We start from the raw sequence: 22,676 nt of genomic DNA on the forward strand, positions 1-22,676 counted from the left end.
CCTGCCCGGCCGTTCACCGAAGAAGCGGCCTGGACCCGGCGATCTGCGGACTTACGGCGCTGCCGTGTAGGTGAGCGTCAATGTCGGGCGATACGCCGCGCTGGTCGCCTCTCGCGACCAGATACGGACATTGTCCGTCCCGGCCGTACTCGACATGCGCACCGTCACCGTCTGACCCGCCAGCCCGGCGAGATCCGCCGCGCTGAGGGTCGCCGTGTAGGCCGTGTTGACAGCGGCGGCACCGGACAGCTGGCCGATGGCACCGGACGCGGTCTGCGTGATCCGGTTGTTCCACGTCATCGTCGTCTCATCCCACGTGCCCGACATCAGGTGGAAGACATGCGTGTCGGCGGATGCCGCGGTGGTGTCTGTCGACGTGCGGACGGCGAGCGAGACGCTTGTCAGCTGCATGCCGGCCGGCGCTGCCGGGAGCGCGAACGACAGGAACGACTCGATCGCCGTGTTGAACCGCGACGACAGCTGGTTGGTCGTGCCGTACAGCCCGGCCGGGTTACTGGCGGCCACCATCGTGTCGGCGCTCGTCACCACCGTCTGCACGACGGGCGGCACGGTCGGTGGTGTGATGGTTGCCGTGGCCGCTGCCGATGCCGCGCTGACGTTGCCCGCAGCATCCCGAGCAGTCACCTTGTAGTGCCATGTGCCCGCCGGCCGCCCGTTGTCGGCATAGGAGGTCGTGGTCACGTCGGCGAGCCGGGACGATGCGTCGGCGGTGAAGTCCGCGGCGCTGCCGCGATAGACCGTGTACCCGGTCACTCCGGTGTTGTCGGTGGAGGCGGACCACGTGAGGTTGACGTCGGCATTGTCGACGACGGATGCCGAGATACCCGCCGGCACCGACGGCGCCTCCGTGTCGGGACCCGCCACGGGGGTGAACGTGAGCTTGACGGACGGCCGGTACGTCGCCGACGTCGCTTCCGCGGACCACAGCCGGACGTTGTCGCCGCCCGCACTCGACATCCGCAGCGTGACCGTCTGACCCAGGGCCGACGCGAACGGCTCGGGGCTCAGCGCGACGGTGTATGGCGTGTTGAGCGCCGCTGCACCGGTGAGACTGCCGAGCACGCCCGAGGCCGTGGTCTGCGGACGGTTGTTCCAGTTGACCGCGGCCTCGGTCCAGGCTCCGGACATCAGCCGGAAATCGTGGGCGTTCGCGGACGCGGCGGTGCTGTCTGTCGACGTGCGCACCGAGAGAACCGCGCCGGTCAGCGCGGTGCCGGCGGGCGCTGCCGGCAGCGGAACAGCGAGGAACGACTCGATCGTTCCGCCCGTCCCGCGGGACGACAGCTGGTTCGACGTGCCGTACAGCGTGGTGGGAGAGGACTGCGCGACCATCGCGTCGTCGGTGATCGGCACGGTGATCTCGACCGGCGTGCCGCCGTTCGCGAGGATGGTCGCGTAGGTGCTCGCAGAGGCGGCACTCACGTTGTTCTCCGCGTCTCTGGCCGTCACCCTGTAGTACCAGATCCCCTGCGTGCGCCCGTTGTCCGAGTATGTCGGCGCCGTCACGTCGGCGATCTTCGAGGCGGCATCGGCGGTGAAGCCCGCCGTCGTCCCTCGATAGACGCTGTAGCCGGTGACGCCCACATTGTCCGTCGAAGGCGACCACGTTACGGTCACGTCGGCATTGTTGGCGACGGAGGTCGCGAGTCCGGCCGGCACGGTCGGCGCCTGCGTGTCAGGACCGGAGACGGGCGTGAACGTCAGCCGCAGGGACGGGCGGTAGCCGGTCGACGACGCCTCTGCGGACCACACGCGGACGTTGTCGGCGGTGGTGCCCGACATGCGCAGGGTCACGGTCTGCCCGAGGAAGGAGGATAGGCCGTCCGCGCCCAGAGCGACGGTGTACGGCGTGTTGAGCGCCGTCGCGCCGCTGAGCGTGCCGAGCACGCCGCTCGCGGACGTGGTCGGGCGGTTGTTCCAGTTGACGGCGTCCTCGCTCCACGCCCCCGTGACGAGCCGGAACTGAGGCGAGTCCGTCGTGGCGGCGGTGCTGTCGTTCGACGTGCGGACCGCCAGCACCGCGCTCGTCAGCACGGTCCCCGCGGGTGCCGCCGGGAGCTGCAGCCGGATGAACGACTCGATGGTGCCGCTCGTGCCCCGCGCCGACAGCTGGTTGGACGAGCCGTACAGCGTGGTGGGCGCGGACTGCGCCACCATCGCATCCTCAGTGGGCGTCAGCGTGACCTCGATCGCCTGGGACGGCGGCTGGACGGTCACCGATGCGGATGCTGCGGCGCTGATGTTGCCCGCGGCATCCTGCGCCGTCACCTTGTAGTACCAGGTGCCGGCGGCGCGACCTGTGTCGACGTGACCCGGCGTCGTGACTTCCGCGATGCGGTTGCCCGCACCCGGTGTGAAGCCTGCGGTGAGGCTCCGGTACAGGACGTAGGAGCTGACGCCGCGGTCGTCGGTCGAGGCATCCCACGACAGCGTGACATTGGTTCCGCTGGACAGGGTCGCAGTGAAATTGCCCGGCGTGCTCGGGGCGGTCACATCCGGCGGGACGATGGTCACGGCTGCGGTGTGGGAGGGCGGGCTGGCGTTGCCGGCCGCGTCCCGTGCGACGACGCGGTAGTACTTCGCGCCCGCCGAGAGTCCGCTCTCGCTGAACGATGTGCCGGCGACCGTCCCGACGAGCGTCCCGTCGGCGATGGCGAAGCCCGAGGTCGCGCCCCGGTAGACCGCGTACTCCGTGACGTCGACGTTGTCGGCCGAGGGCGCCCACGTGACGGTCACGCCGTCCGCCCCCACCTGAGTCGCGGCCGCACTGGCGGGCGTCGTCGGTGGATCGATGTCGGTCACGTCGAGCTGTCCGGCCGACGACGGTGCGCTCTCGTTCTCGGCGCCGTCGACCGCGATCACCCGGTAGTAGTAGGTGCCCAGTGCCGGGGAGTCCTCGTGGTACGAGGTGGTCGCGGTGGTCGCGAGGAAGGAGTCCGCGTCGGCGACGAAGTCGCCCGTCGCGCCTCGGTAGACGCGGTACTCGAGCACACGGGTGTTGTCGGCCGACGCCGTCCACGACACGTCCACCCCACCGGAGCCGTGCGTCGCAGCGACGCCGGACGGCGCGCTCGGCGGGGCGACATCCTGCACCCCGAGCGCATAGTGCCGCGCGATCTCGTTGGCGCTCAAGCCACCGCTGTAGAGCGAGAACTCGTCGAGCGTCCCGCGGAAGTAGGAGTTCAACGTCGCGGACGGCCAGCTGGTGAGGTTGCCTCCGCCGATCCGCCAGTAGCCGTTGGAGGTCTCCGCCCCGGTGACGGTGCTCTGAGCCACCAGCGCGCCGTCGACGTAGAGCTTGCGGCCGGAGGAATCCAGCACCCCGACCGCCTGGTGCCAGTTGCCGTCGGCATAGCCCAGCGGGCTGGTCACGACCACGTTGCTGGAACCGACCCGCGAGCCGAAGACGAGATTGCCGCCCGACGTCATGTACAGGTGCTTGTCGTAGCTCGTGCCATTGCCGATCTGTGCGTTCTCGAACCCGAACAGCTTGCCGCCGGGGGTCGTGGTGTTGAACCAGATCTCACCCGTCATCGCCGCCGTGGGGGTGAGCGAGGCCTGCGTCGCGACGGTGCCCAGGATGGTGCCGGGGGTCGTCACCGCCGTGTTGCCGGGGATGATGCCGGTCTGGCCCTTGGTGACGCCGGTCCGATACGCGCCGGGGTACGTCGCGAAGCGCGCGGCGTCGGCCGCGGTGGTGCCGGATGCCTCACCGAGGCGCCAGTAGAGCGTCGGATCGGCAGCGAAGACGCGGGTCCCGTACGCGTCGGCGGGCGCCTGGTTCAGGCCGAGGTCTCGACCCGCCGCCTGATAGTGGTCGGCCACGGCGCCGGCGGTGAGCGCGGTCGGGTAGACGGCCGTCTCGTCGATCGTGCCGGCGAAGAAGTTGCTCGTCGGGCGGCTCGGCCAGCCGGAGAGGTTGTCACCGCCGACGTGCCACACGCCCCAGTACGCCTGAGCCACGGCGTTCGTGTTCTGCGCCACGCGGACGCCGTCGACGTAGAGCGCCATGCCGCCGGCACCCTGCGTGCCCACCACGTGATGCCACGACCCGTCGTTCAGAGCGGTGGGCGAGGTCAGCGTGACGGTCGAGCCCGTATAGGCGCCGAAGAGCACACGACCCGTGTTGGTCATGTACAGGTGCCGGTCGTAGCTGCCGCTGAGGACCGTCGCACCGTTGTCGGTGCGCGGGCGCCCGCTTCCGAATCCGACGATCTTCCCCCCGCGGGTGGTCGTCGTCTTGATCCACGTCTCGACGCTGTAGGTCGTCGGCGCCGGGGCCAGACCCTCGTGCCAGACGTAGTCGTCGGCACCGTCGAAGGCGAGCGATCCACTGGGGTCGCTCGCGACGGGGGTGTCGACCGAGCCGGCCGTGCCGTTCTCGAGGACGCCGGCTTGGCGGCTGGTGTTCGTGGCAGACGCGGAGGCGTCCTGCAGCCACGAGGCCGCAGCATCCCCACGCCAGAAGATGGCCGGGGCGCTCGCGCGGACGGATGCTGCGTAATCAGCGACCGACGCGACCGCCGTCGCCGTCGCCACCTGCGAGAGAACGGAGGTGTTGCTGCCATCCGTCGCGCGGACGCGGTAGGTGTACGTCTCCCCCGCGACCACCCCGGTGTCCACGAACGTCACCTGCGGACGGTTCCACCAGACGGACGAGGCCGTGCCGCTCCAGATCGGGCTGGACGAGTTGTTGCGGAACACCTGATAGGTCAGCTGGGAGTCGTCGTCGTCGAGCGAGGTCCGGATCCGGACGTCGATGGAGCCGCTGCTCTGTGCCACCGCAGCCACGGCCGGAGCCGGCGGGTTGCCGGTGTCGGTGGTCCCGAAGCGCGTGAGGTGGTCTTGAGCCACGCCGTTGATCGTCGTGAAGTCACCGCCGCTCCACATGTACCGCTGGCCGTTGGACTTGCCGGTCGCGATGACCAGTACGCGTGGCCCGATCCCCTCACCGATCCCGTCGTTGGACTTGGGGTCCCAGGCGAAATGCGATCCGTCGACGGTGCTCTGCGCCAGGAAGTAGTGGCGCATGCCGTCCTGCTGGAAGTGCATCTCGTCGCAGTTGTGGCCGTGGCTCACCGAGTAGAGGGTCGTCTGGTCCTGCAGCGTCATCTGGGTGGCACCGAGACAGGTATCGCGCCACAGCTGGTCGCCCGTGGCCCACGAGAACGCCGCCCGCCCGTCGAAGACCCCGCCGCCGGTGCCCTCGTTGGAGATGTAGAACTTGCCGTCGTCTGCGCTGAAGATGTGCTTGGTCACCGATGTGTTCGCGATGAACCCGGACGGGTAGGTGCGGATGTTCGCACCCGTGACCGCGTCGACGATGGCGATCGAGTGCGAGTACGCACCGTTGACGCTGAAGAAGTCCCCGCCGATCGCGACCTTCGTGCCGTCCGGCGAGACGCCGATGCCGCGTCCGATGTCGTCGACGTTCGCCGTCCAGGGAAGCAGCGCGCCGGTCGTCACGTCGACAGCGGCGAAGCGCTGGCGCGACTCGCCGCCCACGGTGAGGAACATCCCGCCGAAGTACATCGTCGTCCCCTTCACCGCGATCGTCTGCACGATCGAGGAGATGCTGGGGAGTCGCAGCCCCGTCACGGTGCACGTGCGCACGTCGATCTGGGCGATGCGGCCGGTGGAGACGCCGCCGACGTTCGAGAAGTTGCCGCCGATGTAGACGCTGTTGCCGTCGGGTGCCGTCGTGGCGGCGTAGATCGCCGGTGTCCCGCCGACCAGCGAAAGGCTCAGCTGGCAGCTGTCGGGGTTGCCCGTCTCGGCGTCGAGGATCGCAAGCCCGTTCGCGGTGATCGGCGAGCCGGATCCTCCTTCAGGCGGACGCAGCTCGCTGAACGTCCCCCCGGCCACGACCTTGCCGGCCGATTGCGCGAGCGCGTACACCGTCCCGTTGGTCTGCCACGTGGGTAGTTCGTCGGCGGTGAAGCCGACGCCTGGCGAGAGTGCCGAGGCTCGATCGGACGGTGTGACGACCACGAGACCGACGACGAGTGCCAACGATGCGACGACACCCACCCAGATACGTGAGACCACAGGTCACGCTCCCCAATGCCCACGGTCGGGTCCGCGGGCCTCCCAGTAGCACCGTCGGGTTCCCAGTCGCGGGCTCGGACACTCTCCCCTGAGTGTGGCGCTCGGCATTCGGGACGATGCTACGCACACTGTACATCGCGGTCCGCGCTTTGTCTCCTCAGGATTTGCTTGTCAGTGATCACGTGTGCTATGCGGCGACTATCCCTGGTGAGGCGGGTGAACGCCGCTCGCCCGAACGGCGTATTCCGCGGGACGCCGCCGCGATGTATGGTGTGCGCGAAGACATGCACCCCGCCGGCAGGCGGGGGCATGCCGGTCGATGAACCCGAAACCGTCGACCGGCGTACCCGACGATCGTCGTACCCGAAACCGGCGGTCGTCGTACCCGAGATCCACGGCGGACGTCGCCCGAGATCGAGGGGTGGGGACGGACGGCGCTTCAGAGCGCTCTCCGGGTGATGCGTTGCGACGAGGTGGTCGGGCGCGTCTGGGAGGACAGATGGCTGGGCGATCGACCGGTGCGAAGCAGCGCCGAGCACCGCGCGTGCTGTTCATCGGCATCAACTACGCGCCCGAACCGACCGGCATCGCGCCGTACACGGCAGGCATGGCCCAGGCCCTCGCAGGGCGCGGATGGCACGTGGGTGCGATCACGACCCACCCGCATTACCCGTGGTGGAAGGTCCAGGACGGCTTCGGCGGCTGGAAGCGTGTGGAGCAGCAGGAAGGCGTCGACGTCACGCGTCTGAGCCACTACGTGCCACACCGCCACACCATGGTGGATCGAGCGCTGTCGGAGGTGACCTTCGGCGTGAGAGCAGACCTCTCCTCTTGGCGGCATCCGGACGCCGTCGTCCTCGTCAGCCCGGCGATGATCTCCTCGCGGCTGGCCGCCGCCCGGGCCGCGCTCTCAGGGATCCCGACGATCGTCTGGGTCCAGGACATCTACACGCTCGGCGCCCGTGAGACGGGCGCCGTGTCCCGTCGGGCGGAGACGATCGCGGCGCTGGAGCGCGGACTGGTGAGATCAGCCGACCGTGTCGTGGTGATCCACGACCGGTTCCGCCGTGTCCTCCGCGAGGAGCTCTCCGTCGATACTCCCGTCGACGTCGTGCGGAACTGGTCGCACGTGACGACCGACGATGCCGGGCGCGACCGCGCGCTGCGCCGAGAGCTCGGCTGGGGAGACGATGACGTCGTCGTCCTGCACGCCGGGAACATCGGCGCCAAGCAGGGGCTGGAGAACGTCGTCCTGGCGTCGCGCGAGGCCGAGCGCCGTGGATCCCGCGTGAGGTTCGTGCTCCTGGGCGATGGGAACCAGCGTCCGGCACTCGAGGCCATGGGCGCGTGCTCGCGACTGCAGTTTCTCGATCCTCTGCCCGACGGCCTGTTCGAGCGCGCCCTCGCATCCGCCGACATCCTTCTTGTCAACGAGCTTCCAGGGCTCACCGAGATGGCCGTCCCCAGCAAGCTGACGACGTACTTCGCGACCGGGCTTCCGGTGATCGCGGCCGTCGACTCGTCGAGCATCACGCACGATGAGATCTCGGCAGCAGGCGCCGGCCCCTGCGTTCCGGCCGGCGATCCGGTAGCGCTGGTCGATGCGGCGGAACGGTTGGCGGCGGACCCCGCCGCAGCGCGGATGTTCGGCGCGTCGTCGCGAACGTTCCGGGATCTTCATCTGGATGTCGGGGCAGCGGTCGCGGCCTTCGAGGGGAGTCTGACGAGGGCGATCGCCACCGGCCGTCGCGCGCCGTTCAGCGCGCTGGCCGATTCGATGGGCAGGGGACTGGGCACCGTCGCGCGCCGCGCATCGGCCGGCGCGGGTGGTGGCGATCGGCCTCTCACCGGCCGGCACCGCCACCCCTGAGCGGGCCTGGGCTTTCCCCTTCCCGTCGGCGGGCGCACCCGCCCGACGGCGGGACTCGCGGCTGACCGATCCGCTCGCCCCGCCATCGGGCTTTCGCGCGTCAGGGAGTCGTGTAGACGAGGGTGAGGGTGGGGCGATAGTCCGCTGCCGTCGCCTCCCTCGACCACAGCCGCACGTTGTCACTGCCCGCCGCACTCGACAACCGAAGCGTGACCGACGTACCGGCCAGCGGTGCGAGATCGCTCGGCGACAGCGTCGCGGTGTACGGCGTGTTGACGGCGGTCGCCCCCGTGAGCTGGCCCAGAACAGCGGCACTCACCGTGGTCGGACGGTTGTTCCAGGTGATCGTGCTCTCCTGCCACGTACCGCTGCTCAGGCGGAACTCATGGATGTCGGTCGATCCGGCGGTCGGATCGGTCGACGTCCGCAGCGAGATCGTCGCCGACGTGAGGACCTGCCCGGCCGGCGCGGCCGGGAGGTCGAACCGCAGGAAGGACTCGATCGTGGTGTTGAACCGCGAAGAGAGCTGGTTCGTCGTGCCGTAGGCGAACGTGGGGTTGACCGCCGCAGCCATCGAGTCCGCGCTCGTCACGATCGTCTGCGTCGTGGGCGGAGCCGGCGGACTGGTCACCACCGCGTTCGCCGCAGCCGAAGCCGCGCTCACGTTCGACGACGCGTCTGTCGCGGCCACCTTGTAGTACCAGGTGCCCTGTGGTCGGGCACTGTCGGTGAAGGTCGTCTGCATCGCATTGCCGATACGAGAAGCATCGTTCGCCGTGAAGCCCGCCGTTGTGCCCCGGTAGACGATGTAGCCGGTGACGCCGACGTTGTCGGTCGAGGCATTCCAGTTCAGTTCGACGTTGTTGCCGCCTTCGACGGTCGCCGTCAATCCCGTGGGCACACTCGGAGCGGTGTTGTCGGGAGCGACGATGACGACGGAGGCCGCGCTCGACGCGCCTGAGACATTCCCTGCGGCGTCGCGGGCGGTCACCTTGTAGTACCACGTGCCCTCGGAGAGCGGCTCGTCGTGATACGAGGTGCCGGCGACGTTGGCCTGGATGAGGGTATCCGCGCTCGGCACGAAGCCCGCGTCCGAGCCTCGGTAGAGCGCGTAGCCCGTCACCCCTGCGTTGTCGGTCGAGGCCGTCCAGGAGACATCCGCCGCCTGGCCCGCCGCCACCGCGCTCACACCGGTCGGCGTGCTCGGCGGGACGCCGTCCACGACCGTCACGGCAGCGGAAGCCGCCGAGGCGACGCTCGCGTTGTTCGCACCGTCGAATGCCACGACCTTGTAGTAGAACGTGCCCGGAGGCGGAGCCACGTCTTCGAACGTCGTCCCGCTCGCCGTACCGCGGAGCGTGTCGGCGGCGGGAGTGAACCCGGCCGTCGTCCCACGGTAGACCCGATACCCCGCGACGCCGACGTTGTCGGTCGACGCGGACCACGCCACGTCCACGTTGGCACCGTCGAACGATGCCCCGACGCCCAAGGGCGGGGTCGGCGCGACAGTGTCGACGAATCCCGTTCCGACGTTGAAGTGGTTCTGGACCTGCTGCAGCGAGAGTGCCTGGTAGTACACCGCGGTCTCGTCCAGCTGCCCGTCGAAGTAGCGGTTCACGAGCGTGTTGCCCGCGGACGGGTAGCCGTTGAGACTGTCACCGCCGACGTGCCACGTGCCCGTGTACGTGCCGCTGCCGGTCGTGGCGTTCTGCGCCTGCAGCACCCCGTCGACGTACAGGCGCATGCCGCCGGCACCCTGCGTGCCGACCACGTGATGCCACTGCCCGTCGTTGAACGGCGTCAGGCTGCGCAGCGTCGTCGTGCCGAAGCCGGCGCGTACGCCGAAGCGGAGGAAACCGGTCCCGTTCTCCATGTACACGACGCGGTCGACGGTCCCGCTGGTGCGGTCCGTTCCGTTGTCCGAGCGGGGACGCCCGTTCGAGGATCCGTAGTTCGCGAGCGCTCCGCCGGTGGTGGAGGTCGTGCGGAACCAGGTCTCGACCGAGTACACGGTGGGCCCGGGCGCGATGACGTCGTTCCAGATGTACTGCGGCAGGCCGCTCGCCTGCGTGTCGGTGAAGGTCGCGCTCCGACTTGCGTCGTTCGGGATCGCACCGGCCGCATTGCGGTCGACGCCGTTCTGCGCCAGACCGTTGAGGCCCACGACCGTCTGACCGGCGCTGTCGATGATCCACTGCGCGTTCGTGGTGTCGTCGTAGCGGTAGTAGAGCCGCGGCTGATCCGCGATGACGGTCGAGGCATAGACCGATCCCGTCGCCGAAGCTGTGGCCGTCACGGTCCCGGTCAGCGCGCTCTGGTTGTTCGCCCGGTCGATCGCCCGCACGCGATACGAGTAGCTCGTACCGGGTGAGACGTTCGTGTCGACGAACGTCGCCTGGTGGCGGTACCAGTGCTTCGACTGCGCGACGCCGGTCCAGACCGGGGTGGTGGTGTTGGTCCCCCGGTAGACCGCGTAGGTGATGTCGGAGTCATCCGGATCGTAGACGCCCCGGATGTTGACCTGGATCGCATTCGGCGTGATGGCGCGTGCCGCAACTGTCGGCACGGGCGGGGCGCCCGTGTCGGTGGGGCTGAAGCGCGTGAGGCCCTGCTGACTGGCGCCGTTGACGCGGGTGAACTCGCCACCGACCCACAGATACGGCGTGCCGTTCGTCCCGGGTCCGATCGCGAGCGTGCGCGGGCCGATGCCTTCGCCCGTGCCGTCGTTCAGCTCTGGGAGCCAGCCGATGTGCAACTGGGTGGGATCAGCGGCGTGGGTCACGGACAGGAACGTGCGCCGGCCGTCCGGGAACATCCCCATCGCGCCGCAGTCGTGGTGGTGGTGCGCCTCGAACAGCAGCCCCTGGTAGGGCAGGATCGCCTGGAAGGCACCGGCGCAGTTGTCGCGCCAGGCTTGGCTGTAATCGGACCAGTTGTACGCGAGCGCGCCGTCGAATCCAGCGAAGCCTTCTTGCGCCACGAAGAACCGCGTGCCGTCGGAGCTGATCATCTTGGTGCGCGACGTGTTCCCGACGGTGTTCGCGGGCCACGTGCGCAGCACCGCCCCGGTCGTCGAGTCCACGACCGCGAAGCTGTGGGATGCCGATCCGTTGATGTCGAACCAGTCACCGCCGATCGCCAGCCGGGTGCCGTCCGGGGACAGCTGGAGCGCATCGCCGCGGGCATTCTTGCCGGGCACGACGGTGGTGCTGTAGAGCTCCTCTGTCGCTCCGGATGCGTTGGCGACGAACGCTGTCTGCAGGGCGCCTGCGCGATTGACCTTCGCGAAGCTTCGCCTGGTCTGTCCGGCGACGGTCTGGAACACCCCGCCGAAGTAGACGGAGTCGTTCGAGGGCTCGATCTCGAGCACATAGTTGGAGATGCCGCTCACACGGAACGGCGTGACAGTGCAGGTCGCGACATTGATCTCGGCGAGCCGGCTCACCGCGACGCCGCCGACGCTCGTGAACTGTCCGCCGACGAAGACCGTGTTGCCGTCGGGTGCCGCCTTCACGGCGTACACCGCCGCGGTGCCGCCGCTGAAGGCGACCGGCAGCTGGCACGCGTCCGGCTCACCCGTCGCGGCGTTGAGGATGGCGAGGCTCGTCAGATTTCGCGCCGATCCCGACTGCCCTGCGCCGGGCCGGATCTGACTGAAGGTTCCGCCGACGACGGCCCTGCCGCGGGAGACGGCGACCTGCCAGACGACGCCGTTGGTCTGCCACGTGGGTAGCGCGTCGGCGCTGAACGGCAGATCAGGCGAGAGGGCTTCCGCCTCTTCCGCCGGTGGAAGAGCGATCATTCCGATGGCGAGCGCCGCAACAGCGGCGACGCTCGCGAAAAAGCGAGTACGCACGTGAAACCCCGTTCCCAGATATTTCGAGACCGGTCGTCGCACTTCCCCCGTGGATCACCGGTCGCCCACAGGCTCCCCGTCCGCGGGCACACGTGCTGTCGCTGCGCTTCGGCATCATCGTCGTCGGGTGCAACTTGCCAGTACGCTTGACGCGGAGTTTACACGACAGGGCGCCAGACGCCAGTGTGGATTCGAACACTCGCACCACGAGGTGCGGGGGCATGGGGGGACATGTCCGGCCTGACTTTTCGCGAAGCCATGGGTTCCTTGTCGAGCTCGCAGAAGAGCCGAGCGGGCGTCTCGCTGTATTCGCGGTACATCAACCGTCCCGTCGGTCGCGTCTTCGCGGCGGCAGCGGCCTCCGCCGGGGTATCGCCGAACGGCGTGACGGCCGTCTCTGCGCTCTGCACCGCACTGGGTCTGGTCGTGCTCGTCCTCAGCCCCGCCGGCTGGGTCACCGGTCTGGCTGTCGCGATCCTCCTGGCGCTCGGGTTCGCCCTGGACTCCGCGGACGGTCAGGTCGCACGATTGACCGGACGCGGCAGTCTCGCGGGAGAGTGGCTCGACCACGTCGTGGATGCGGGCAAGATGGTCGCGGTCCACGCCGCGGTTTTGATCGCGGCGGCGGCTCAGGGGCTCCTGGCCGGGGCGTGGCTGCTGCTTCCTCTCGCCTACATGCTCGTCGCGGTCGTGCTGTTCTCGGGAATGACGATCTTCGAACTGCTCCGCCGCACACGGCCGCATCAGGCCGATCCACCCCGGTCTCCCTCGACGATCCGCGCGCTCGGACTCCTGCCGGCGGACTATGGCATCCTCGCTCTCGCCTTCCTTCTGTGGGGCTCATCGCAGATCTTCTTCGCCGTCTACGCCGCGCTGGGCGCCTTGACCGCCCTCATCACGATCGCGCTGCTCATCAAATGGTTCCGGGTCCTGCAACGGACCGGCTGACCGATCGAGATCAGGGCGTCTCACGCGTGTCGCGTCGGTAGTGGAACACCGCGACGGGGATGAACAGGACCGGAGCGGAAATCGCGTTCGCTCCGAATCCGAGGACGAGGCTCCACTCGTCTCCGCCGAGGGCGTAGCCGATGAGGAATCCGGCCGTCGTGGCCGACGCGATGCCGATGCGGACCAGAGTGACCGCGGATTGATGATCGAGCACGCGCAGCACGATGCCGTGGATGCCCGACCAGCCCGTCAGGATGGTCGACGCCCCGACCAGCACCATGCCGAGGAGAAGGTCCGCGCGCTCGACTCCGGCCGGCGCCCACCCCGTGAACCAGATGACGCCGGTGAGGATCGCGACGACGGCGGTCGCCAGGAGCCCGAGCCGGATGCTGGCGCGCCAGCCGCGAGCGATGACCGCCGACGCCTGCCGGTAGTCGACATGCGTGGCCCCGTCGGCGATGATGTTCGTCGTCGCCGCCGCGAAGGCCAGATTCAGCGGTCCGAGAAGGGTCTGTGCGAGCCGCACTCCGCCGATCAGGTCGTTCGCGCCGGAGCCGGCGAGCACGAACAGCGGCAGGGAGACGATGAACTGGCCGACGACGAAGTCGAGCGTCTGCCAGGCCGCCGACGAGCGGTAGCGGCGGTACGGATACGCCCCGACGCGCAACGGAACCTGCGGAAGGACAACGGCAGCCGCGATCGCGCACGAGACGCCGATGACGAACATGAACGACAGCGGCGTGGCGGCGAGAAGGGGCAGCGCCGTCGCCGAGACGAGCGTCAAGCGGAGGCCGTCGCCCGCGGCGACGGCCCAGCGCCGGCCCGAGCCGATGGCGCGATAGCGGACCCAGTCGTAGAACACCGGGACCGCGCCGGCGAGGCCGATGAGCCCTGCCTCGGCGGGAGCGGCCCCGGTCGAACTGATCGCGATCGCGGCCACCGCGAGGGCGGACAGCGAGGAGACGACCACCATGTATCGCGCAGGCACCAGCGATGCGGAGTCCGTCCGCTGGAAGATCAGCGCGGGCTGGTAGAGGGCAGCCCGCGACCCTCCGACCGCGAGCACGCTGGCAAGCGTCAGAATCGAGAACGAGGTGAAGGCCGGCGGATCCATCCTGACCGCGGCGATCAGCATGGGCACCGCCCCCGCAGCGCTGGAGAGGATCTGCGCGATCGTCAGCGGGCGGGGAAGCCGCAGACGACGCCGGCTCATTTCGCCGCCGCTCGGATCGCGGCCTCCAGGTTGGCGCCGACGGCCTCGACGCCGAACCGGTCCGGCGGTGCGGACGCGATCTTCAGTTGCGTTGCGAGATGCGCATCGTCGCGGAGGAAGCTCGCGAGAACCGCCGCCAGCGCCCGGGTCTCGACAGGGTCGACGGCGACGGCGGCAGCGCCCGAACGGACGATCTCCTCGGCTGCACCATCGCGCGTGGACAGCACGACGGGACGCCGGGCGTTCACCGCCTCGAAGCCCGCGAGCGAGCGGTAATCCCCTTGCGTCGGGCAGACCACGACTTGCGCGCGCGCGTAATCGGCGGCCACCTCGTCATGCGACCTCCGGCCGTGGAACCGGACCCGCTCGGCGAGCCCGAGCTCGGCGACCTGCTGCTGAAGCGCCGCGCGCTCCGGCCCGTCGCCGACGACATCCAGCGTCCAGTCGCGTGCGTGCTCGGGGAGGAGGGCCAGGGCGGCGAGGAGGAGGTGGAGCCCTTTCCGGCGCTGAAGGCTGTTGAGGAACAGAAAGCGCACGGGGCCGCCGTCGTCCGAACCAGTTGACGCCTCCCCCGGCTGAGATGTCAGGTATGGCCCGACGCGCAGCCGCTCTGCAGGGATGCCGAGCCGCTCCCGCGCGTACTGTGCCGTCCGATCGTTGCTCACCAGAACGACGTGGGACCGACGCGCAAACGCCCTCTTGACCGTCGTCGCGAGTCGGCCGTCACGTCCACCGCGGAACGACGGGTCGGATTCGATCAGCTGAACGACTCGGCGTCGTCGGAGGTGCGCCACGGTCGCCGATACCAGCGCCGTGGGGGTGAACTCGACGATGACGACGACATCCGTCGGACGCCGCAGCATCCGCCACGCCGTCCCGGGCGTCGGGACCCGGAGGTTTCCGGTGTACGTGAACTCTCCCACCCGACGGTCCCGTCGACGCACCCAGAAGCGCAGGTCGGGGGCGAGCGGAAGCTCAGGGTACCGCTCGACGGGATATTCCTCCCTCACGAGAACGGCGGCGCCCGGAAACCTCGCGGCGAACTGCCCGAGGACCTCACGGAAGTACGCGAGATCGCCTTCGAACCCGAACGCGCCGCTCACCCACACCACTCGCAGGTGATCGGACGCTGGCACCCGGCCCTCCCTCGACCCCGTGTTGATCGAGCGCGACGGCAATCGGCGGTCGGCGAGGCGCGCTCGAGTGGATCATAACCGCTGACCAGCGAAAAACTCGTGGCTAGGATGTGGCTCATGGGCGGACGACGCAGTCTCGCCGGCTTCACGGGCGCCGGCTATGACAAGGGACGCGGCATCGCCTGGCAGGCGGCGTGGCAGCTGGCCTCCAGCCTCCTCGTCATGCCCTGGTTCGTGCCTGCCAAGCTCCGCGTCAAGGTTCTCCGAGCGTTCGGAGCGAGGATCGGCGACGGAGTGAACTTCCGTTCCGGCGTCCGCGTCCACTGGCCCTGGAAGCTCACGATCGGCGACCATGCGTGGATCGGCGAACGCGCGTGGATCCTCAATCTCGAACCGGTGATGATCGGCAGCGACGTCTGCATCTCACAGGGAGTGTTCCTCTGCACCGGCAGCCACGACCGGCACTCCCCCACCTTCGAGTTCGACAACGGCCCGATCACCATCGAGGACGGCGCCTGGGTCGCGGCGCGCGCGACCGTCCTGCGTGGCGTGACCGTGGGCAGGGATGCCGTCGTAGGGGCGACGGCACTGGTCACGTCGGACGTCGCGCCCGGAGCCGTCGTCCTGGCACCGCGGGCGTCCGTTCGCGGTGCCGTGGAATCGACCGGATGAAGATCCTCGCAATCGTCACGCTCGTCAGCCCGCTGGGCGAGTACGGCGGACCGACCCGTGTCGCGATCAATCAGCTGCTCGCGCTTCAGGAGCGGGGGCATCAGGTCGTGCTCGCGGGGACGCAGCGAGGCTTCGATGCAAGCGTCCCCACGGAGCTCGAAGGCGTGCCGGCCAAGCTCTTCCCGGCCCGCACGATCCTGCCCGGAAGCGGATTCGCGGGGCTCGGCTCGCCAGAGCTGTGGAGGGCGGTCCACCGCCACGCGCGGGAGTTCGATGTGATCCATGTGCATGCCGCGCGCGACCTCGTGACGCTCCCATCGGCGCTCATCGCGCTCGCACGCAGGGTCCCGATCGTGGTGCAGACGCACGGCATGATCGACGAGACGAGCCATCCTCTCGCCATCCCCCTCGATCTCGCGCTGACACGCCCCGTCCTCACGCGCGCCAAGATCGTCGCGTATCTGACGTCCCGTGAGCGGGCATCGCTGGAGGTCGTCTCCCGTGGCGGGGCGAGACTGGAGGAGCTTCCCAACGGGGTTCCGCTCGCGACTCAGGGCACCACCACCGGCCCCGCCGGCGTGCTGTATCTGGCTCGCCTCGCCGCCCGCAAGCACCCGGTCGCGTTCGTCGAGGCGGCTGCGCGCCTCGCGCCGGAGTTCCCCGAAGCCGCCTTCGCGCTCGTCGGACCCGACGAAGGCGAAGGCGCGCCCGTCCTCGCGGCGATCTCCTCTTCTGGACACGCCGATCGCATCCGCTGGGAGGGTCCCGTCGGCATGAGCGGGGCGGCGGAACGGATGCGGAGGGCCACGGTATACGTACTGCCCAGTGTGGACGAGCCCTACCCGATGTCGGTGCTCGAGGCGATGTCGGTCGGGCTGCCCGTCGTCGTCACCGACACCTGCGGCCTCGCGTCGTTCGTGCGGGACCATGACGCGGGCCTCGTGACGGACGACACGGTCGAGAGCCTCGCGGACGCCCTCCGCATCCTGCTCGCCGACCCCGGCCGAGCCGCCGCGATGGGCGCTCGGGGGAGGAATGCCGTGCGATCGGAGCGCAGCATGGCCGCCATCGCCCAGCGCCTCGAGGCTTTCTACCGCTAGCCTGACCGCGCGTCCGCCGCATCGGGATCGGACGGTGGTGACGGATCCGGCTCCGCAGCGGCTCGCTGCGCCCTGGGGCCGCTGACCACCATGATGCAGACGATGGTGAGGAACAACGCCCCTGTCGCCTGCAGGAGCGATCCGCGCAGGAGGATCGTCATGAACACCGGCAGGATTCCTCCGACGATGGCCCACACTCCGCCGGCACGGAAGGCGGGTACCGTTCGGCTGTCCATCACGCGCAGGACGACGCCGATGAGCAGGAAGGCGATCACGACCGCGATGATGCCGCCGTTCACGAGCGCCTCGGCCCACGTCGGTGCCGAGAGATTGTCGAATGCATATCCTCGGTACTCGGCCAGCAGGATGCCGGTATCCGTCGGCTTGTTCGCCCACAGAGCGCGAGGGACCCAGAACAGGACGCTCCCGGCGAACTGACTCAACGGCGTGACGAGACCATCCAGCCAGTACGACAGGGCGTTGGCGACCTGCCAGAACGCGTCGTAGTCCGGGTTGGACAGGTACTCGGCGAAGAATCCGGATCGCGTGCTCACCTCCCCGCCCGCGCGGCGGAACGCGTCGGCGATCGGGAACACGAACAGGAACCCGGCGATCGCCGCCAGCATGGTGATCCGCGCCCGTCGGCGCGTGGCGACCGCACCAGCGAAGACGGCGAGGGCGAAGACGACGGTCCCGAACGAGTACCTCGCGCTCGTGACGGGATTGACGATGAGCAGGAGGATCCCCGCACCCGCGACAGCGCCGATCAGAGCGAGGCGACGGCTCTGGTCATTGCTGGCGGTGCGACGAAGCTGGGCCAGGGCGCCGACCGAGACGAGCAGGGGATAGATTCCGCTCGCGAAGACCACGCTGCGCACCGCGGGGTCGGGCCACACCGCCGCGCGCGCCGCAGTGGCCGCATCCCGGCTGCCGAGCAGGGCGACCGCCCCGAGCCGCGACAGGACGTAGCCGCTCAGGGCGAGCGATATGAGCGAGAGCACGACGGTGCCCCAGCTGCTGACCGAGCGGACTCCGACTCGTCGCCCCTCCCCATGCCGACGGCTTTCACGCAGCAGCCACAGCAGACGCCCGATCTCGTAGCAGAGGACTCCGAGCAGGACGACTCCCGCCGTCGGCATGTCGAGACCGGTATCCACCCCCGGCGTCGTCGTCGATGTCAGCCCGGACAGGATCTGGGCGGTCGGCGCGATCCCCATGAAGATGTAGACGAACAGCCAGAAGAAGAAATCGAACAGCCTCGGGGTTCCCCGCACCCAGAGGAAGGAGAGCCGGATCCCGGCCCACACCACGAGCGCGAGCGTCATGATCCAGGCGTCGCTGCGCGGCAGGTCGGCGACGTCGGCGACGAGGAACGCAGGGATCCCCACCGACAGGACCGCGAGCGAGGTCACCAGGAACAGGATGCGCAGTCCTCGTCGCAACTCGTCGCCGGCGCCGTCGGCCGCGCGGGGGGCCACTGGCCCGGAGACAGAGCGCCCGGGCCGCGGGCTGGGTTGCGGAAACTGATCGGTTCGCGTCATCGGGCGCCGTCCACAGGGTGTTCGCAGGGGCTGAGCGCTCAGTCCGGGGTTGTAGATTTCTCTGCGGTTGGGGGGAATTATATGGGGATGGGGGAAATTGTGGTTGGGTCCCACCCCTCGACGTGATGGGGCGAGGGTATGGAGACCAGAAGCATGCTGCGGCTCGTCCGGCATCATTGGGCGGTCGTCGTGGCCTGTCTGATGCTGGGCGTCCTCGGGGGGTGGGCGCTGGTCGTCGCGGCGCCGCGTGAGTACACGGCCAGCGCGGACGTGTTCGTCACGGTCACGGGCGGGGCCAGTACCGGCGAACTCGCGCAGTCGTCGAACTTCTCGCAGCTGCAGGCCCGCAACTTCAGCGCGGTCGCCACCCGCGAGGTGGTACTCGCCCCCGTGATCGAATCGCTCGATCTCGATGTCACGATCTCGCAGCTGCGACGTCAGGTCTCGACATCCGTTCCCCTGAACACCAGCGTCATCACCATCTCGGCCACCGACGAGTCCCCCGAGCGCGCCGCCGCGATCGCCAACTCGGTGTCCACCTACCTCGCACAAGTCGTCCCGTCCCTCACCCCCCGAGTGGACGGCCAGTCGCCCGTCCGCCTGCAAGTCATCGAGTCCGCGACCGCGCCATCGGCGCCGTCGTCACCGAACGTGCCACTGCTGCTGCTCACGGGACTGCTCGCCGGGCTGGTCGCGGCGGCCGTCGTCGTCGTGCTGCGCGGCGTCGTCGACGCCCGCGTGCGCGACAAGGACCAGGTCACGGAGATCACCGGGCTGCCGGTGCTGGGGGTCGTCTCCTTCGACCGGCGCGCGCAACGCGACCCCATCGCGGTCATCAAGAGCGGGTCCCGACGCGGCGAGGAATACCGGCAGCTGCGCGCCAACCTCCGCTTCCTGCAACCCGGAGACCCGCACAAGGTGTTCGCCGTCACCTCCTCACGACCCGGCGAGGGCAAGAGCGCCACCGCGGCGAACATCGCCGCCGCGCTGGCCGCCTCCGGCCTCGAGGTCTGCCTCGTCGAAGCCGACCTGCGCCGCCCCACCCTCAGCGACGTGCTCGACCTTCCCGAGTACACCGGCTTCACCGACGTGCTCACCGGCGACATCACCCTGGACGAGGCGATCGTCAGCTGGGGACCCGACGACCTCAACGTCGTCCTCGCCGGCTCCCGGCCCCCCAACCCCAGCGAACTGCTCGAATCCGCCGCCGCCAGCGAAGTCCTGCGACGGATCCGCGAACGCTACGACGTCACCATCATCGACTGCCCGCCGCTGAACCCCGTCCCGGACGGCGCCGTGCTGGCCCGACTGCTCGGCGGCGTCATCCTGGTCATCGGCGCCCGCGTGCTCCGCGTCCGCGAACTGCGGCGGGCCATGGACCGGCTCACCGCCATCGGCGCCACCGTCGAAGGCGCCGTGTTCAACCTGTCCCGCTCCCGCGAAGACCACCGCTACAGCTACGCACCGACCAAAGCGCCCGCCCGCCCCGCCGAACCAGAGAACGACGTCGCCGTGCCCACGGCGACCTCCGGCGAAAGGGACCGGGATGCCGACGCGATTCTCGGCGCCGATACGCCCGGCAGCCGAGGTGTGCGTGATCCGCTCGCGGACGAGTACGAGCGGGTCGGTGCCGATGACAGCTTCGCCGATGACGAGGACGGCATCGACGTCATCGATTGGACGACCGACGAAGGCACGAGTGCCCGGTCGCCCCGACGCCGCTCGGCGCGGCGCGCCAGCGTCCCGCCCATCCGTGGGGCCGACTCGTCGCGTGACGCCTAGCGAATCATCGTGAGCGACGGTCTGGGCTCGATTCTCTTCGTCTGCACAGGCAACGTCTGTCGGTCGCCCTACCTGGAGTGGGGGCTGAGGGGCGCGCTCGAGTCCGCAGGAGGACCGGCCATCCGATTGACATCGGCCGGTCTCGCCCCGCTCACCGGCCACCCGATGAGCAGTCCGCTTCTCGACCGACTGCTGGATCGCGGAATCGACGCATCGGAATTCAGGGCACGGGGCCTCACGGAGGCAATGGTCACCCGCGCCGACGTCGTGCTCACCGCGGCGCGGGGGCATCGGCAGTTCATCGTGCGTCAGCTTCCTGCCGCGGCGACACGGACATTCACGGTGCTCCAGTTCGCGCGCCTACTGAGGGTGCTTCCGGCGCGAGAGGTCGCCGACCTTCCCACGCTGGCACGGCTCGCCCACCAGGCGCGGGGCATGGCCGGCGCGTCGACCGAGCACGACGATCTCGAGGATCCGTGGAAGCGGTCGCGTCGCGTCTACGCACGGAGCGCACGAAAAATGGATGAGGTGCTCGAGGGTGTCCTCGAGCACCTCATCCTGCGATGAGCCGCTGGCTTACCAGCTGCTGACCGCGTAGTACTGCAGGTCCTGCACGTAAGGCGTCGAGACGACGGCGTAGGGAGACGTGACCGACTCCGCCGTCGCGCCCGAACGGACGACCTTCGCCGAGACACTGCCCACCTTGAGCGGCACCGTGTAGGCGGAGACTCCCGCGGGAGCGGAGAAGCTCGTGGTCGTCCCGCCGACGGTGATCTGCACGGTCGCCGGCGACGGCAGCCACACCAGTGCCTCCACCATGTCGCGCGCGGGGGTCGACGTGCCGTCGAGCGCGGGCGCGCCCATCAGCGACTGCGAGTACGACGGCTTGGCGCTGACGAACTGGGTGCGATGGGTGAGGACGATGGCGTCCGAGGTGACCGCCGGCTGGGTGCCCGTGTGGAACCACGAGGTGTAGTACCGCGTCAGGTCGAGGAAGGCCGAGCCGTGGTCCTGCGACGGCGCGATCTGGGTCGACTCGCTGTAGTCGTTCCAGGTCACGAGTTGGACGTAGTCGGCCTTCTCGGCGATCGCCTTGTTCCACTGCGCCCGCACGGAGGCGGTGTTGTTGGCCTCTGCCCACGACAGCGAGTTGAACCGAACGTCCTGAACCGCGACGGGCGCCATCCACGTCTTGCCGAGCGCATGCGCACGGGCCACGTTGTTGGCGCTGTTCAGCGTGGTGCGCTCCGTCCGCGTACCCCAGTTGCCGAAGCCGTCCGCGATCGGAGCGAAGGCCTTGAGGTTCGCGTCGCTCGCGTTGTTGAACACGGCCTGGAACGAGATGGGCAGCGCGTACTTGGTCTCGAGCAGGTTGATGACCTGCGTCCACCAGGAGATCGAGGCGCCTTCCGCCTTGAAGCTGGACAAGACGTACTCGCCGTCCTCCTTGTAGGCGGAGCCGGACTTGTAGAGCTGGCTGAGCAGGGAGGCCGCCGTCTCGGGGGTGGCAGAGGTGAACCCGGAGGAACCGTCGACCATGGGCACGACGGCGAACCCGCCGACCTGAGCCGCGGCCTTCGTGAGGTTGACCGAGGCATCCCAGTTCTGGCCGCTCGTGCTCATGAGGTTGAGCGTGAAGCCGTCGATGCCCGCGGACTTCGCCTGCCGGACCTCGGTCGCGAAGTTGTTCACGCGCCAGTCGGTCGCGGTGGACACTCCGGGGGAGATGGGACGGTCGCGCAGGAGGCCACCCACGGATGCGAACTTGCCGCCCTCACCGTCCGGGCTCAGGTAGTTGCGCGTGTAGTAGTCGGTCGACTCGGTCTTGTTGTCGATCGACAGCGGGTACGGCACGAAGTAGTGCGCGAAGACGAGCGGGCCATCGCCGGGTGTTGCGGCCGGCGGCGTGGGCGTCGGCGTCGGCGTCGGCGTCGGCGTGGGGGCGGGTGTCGTCGAGACCGGCGCCGTGCTCACCTCGATCCGGGGCACATCGGTGTTGAAGCGCTCCATGCGCAGCTGGATGTAGCGCTGACTGTAGTTCAGAGCCACCGCGAAGTCACCGGTCGTCGAGATGGATCGGACGTCGAGCGGGATGCGGAGGGTCTGTCCCTTGACGGCGGTCGCGCTGGGCTGCGACACCGCCGCGCCCGTCGGTCCAGGCTGGTTCTCATGCGTCAGCGAGGAGGACTTCCACGAGGCGGACGTCGGGTACGCGACGAGGCCGGGAGCCGTGGCCGTCGTGCTGTTCACCTTGACGACGAGCGTCGCCGCTGTCACCTCGCGCCCGGCCAGCGAGTCGCCGTCGAACTTGAGGTAGGTGCGGTCGGCCGAAGCGGTGGCGCTCAAGAGGCCTGTCTGCGGCACGCTCGGCTGGCGTGTCGTCGTCCACGCGCTGTCCGTGGCGGTCAGGACCGCCGAGTCGTCAGCAGCGGCACGATCCGCACCGGCGCTGAGCGGGAACAGTGCGCCGGCCACGACCGCGGCGGCGA

General features: G+C 69.3%; 12 protein-coding genes. 6 read left to right on the forward strand and 6 right to left on the reverse strand.

The features are described 5' to 3' along the window. Window positions 1–51 precede the first annotated feature (51 nt). A complete protein-coding gene (locus tag MRBLWH7_RS12205; RefSeq protein WP_341994817.1) occupies window positions 52–6,069 on the reverse strand; it encodes a DNRLRE domain-containing protein in 6,018 nt (2,005 codons plus the stop codon). Window positions 6,070–6,568: 499 nt separating this feature from the next. Here MRBLWH7_RS12205 and MRBLWH7_RS12210 point away from each other — a divergent pair, with 499 nt between their 5' ends. Beyond that, the gene (locus MRBLWH7_RS12210) at window positions 6,569–7,939 is read left to right on the forward strand and encodes a glycosyltransferase (RefSeq protein ID WP_341994819.1); all 1,371 of its coding nucleotides are present in this window, start codon (window positions 6,569–6,571) and stop codon (window positions 7,937–7,939) included. Between the two features lie 100 nt (window positions 7,940–8,039). On the opposite strand, the gene MRBLWH7_RS12215 is transcribed toward MRBLWH7_RS12210, so the two are convergent. After that, complete coding sequence (locus MRBLWH7_RS12215; protein WP_341994821.1) at window positions 8,040–11,795, reverse strand: LamG-like jellyroll fold domain-containing protein; 3,756 nt, start codon at window positions 11,793–11,795, stop codon at window positions 8,040–8,042. A gap of 258 nt (window positions 11,796–12,053) precedes the next feature. Between MRBLWH7_RS12215 and MRBLWH7_RS12220 the strand changes: the two genes are divergently transcribed. Next, entirely contained in the window at window positions 12,054–12,743 is a 690-nt protein-coding gene (locus MRBLWH7_RS12220) for a CDP-alcohol phosphatidyltransferase family protein (RefSeq protein ID WP_341994823.1), read from the forward strand. Window positions 12,744–12,753: 10 nt separating this feature from the next. Here the strand turns inward: MRBLWH7_RS12220 and MRBLWH7_RS12225 are convergent, their stop codons facing one another. Further along, window positions 12,754–13,956, reverse strand: a complete 1,203-nt coding sequence (locus tag MRBLWH7_RS12225) for a hypothetical protein (RefSeq protein WP_341994825.1) — start codon at window positions 13,954–13,956, stop codon at window positions 12,754–12,756. Next, on the reverse strand, window positions 13,953–15,092 hold the full coding sequence (locus MRBLWH7_RS12230) for a glycosyltransferase family 4 protein (RefSeq protein WP_341994827.1): 1,140 nt from the start codon (window positions 15,090–15,092) through the stop codon (window positions 13,953–13,955). The genes MRBLWH7_RS12225 and MRBLWH7_RS12230 overlap by 4 nt, the downstream gene beginning before the upstream one ends. A gap of 117 nt (window positions 15,093–15,209) precedes the next feature. Between MRBLWH7_RS12230 and MRBLWH7_RS12235 the strand changes: the two genes are divergently transcribed. Together MRBLWH7_RS12235 and MRBLWH7_RS12240 are read left to right on the forward strand one after the other, a co-directional pair. Next, window positions 15,210–15,764 (forward strand): DapH/DapD/GlmU-related protein, encoded by a 555-nt coding sequence (locus tag MRBLWH7_RS12235; RefSeq protein ID WP_341994829.1) that lies wholly within the window; start codon window positions 15,210–15,212, stop codon window positions 15,762–15,764. Next, complete coding sequence (locus MRBLWH7_RS12240) at window positions 15,761–16,864, forward strand: glycosyltransferase (protein ID WP_341994831.1); 1,104 nt, start codon at window positions 15,761–15,763, stop codon at window positions 16,862–16,864. Before MRBLWH7_RS12235 ends, MRBLWH7_RS12240 begins: the two co-directional genes overlap by 4 nt. On the opposite strand, the gene MRBLWH7_RS12245 is transcribed toward MRBLWH7_RS12240, so the two are convergent. Continuing rightward, complete coding sequence (locus MRBLWH7_RS12245) at window positions 16,861–18,342, reverse strand: hypothetical protein (RefSeq protein WP_341994833.1); 1,482 nt, start codon at window positions 18,340–18,342, stop codon at window positions 16,861–16,863. The two genes, MRBLWH7_RS12240 and MRBLWH7_RS12245, sit on opposite strands and share 4 nt — an antisense overlap. Window positions 18,343–18,543: 201 nt before the next feature. Here MRBLWH7_RS12245 and MRBLWH7_RS12250 point away from each other — a divergent pair, with 201 nt between their 5' ends. Further along, a complete protein-coding gene (locus MRBLWH7_RS12250) occupies window positions 18,544–20,187 on the forward strand; it encodes a polysaccharide biosynthesis tyrosine autokinase (RefSeq protein ID WP_341994835.1) in 1,644 nt (547 codons plus the stop codon). A gap of 9 nt (window positions 20,188–20,196) precedes the next feature. Continuing rightward, window positions 20,197–20,754, forward strand: coding sequence for a hypothetical protein (locus MRBLWH7_RS12255; RefSeq protein WP_341994837.1), 558 nt, complete (start codon window positions 20,197–20,199; stop codon window positions 20,752–20,754). A 9-nt stretch (window positions 20,755–20,763) separates the two neighbouring features. On the opposite strand, the gene MRBLWH7_RS12260 is transcribed toward MRBLWH7_RS12255, so the two are convergent. Beyond that, window positions 20,764–22,533, reverse strand: a complete 1,770-nt coding sequence (locus MRBLWH7_RS12260) for an endo-1,3-alpha-glucanase family glycosylhydrolase (protein WP_341994839.1) — start codon at window positions 22,531–22,533, stop codon at window positions 20,764–20,766. Between the last annotated feature and the right edge of the window lie 143 nt (window positions 22,534–22,676).

The sequence above is a fragment of the Microbacterium sp. LWH7-1.2 genome (genome assembly GCF_038397755.1).
GTDB lineage: Bacteria > Actinomycetota > Actinomycetes > Actinomycetales > Microbacteriaceae > Microbacterium.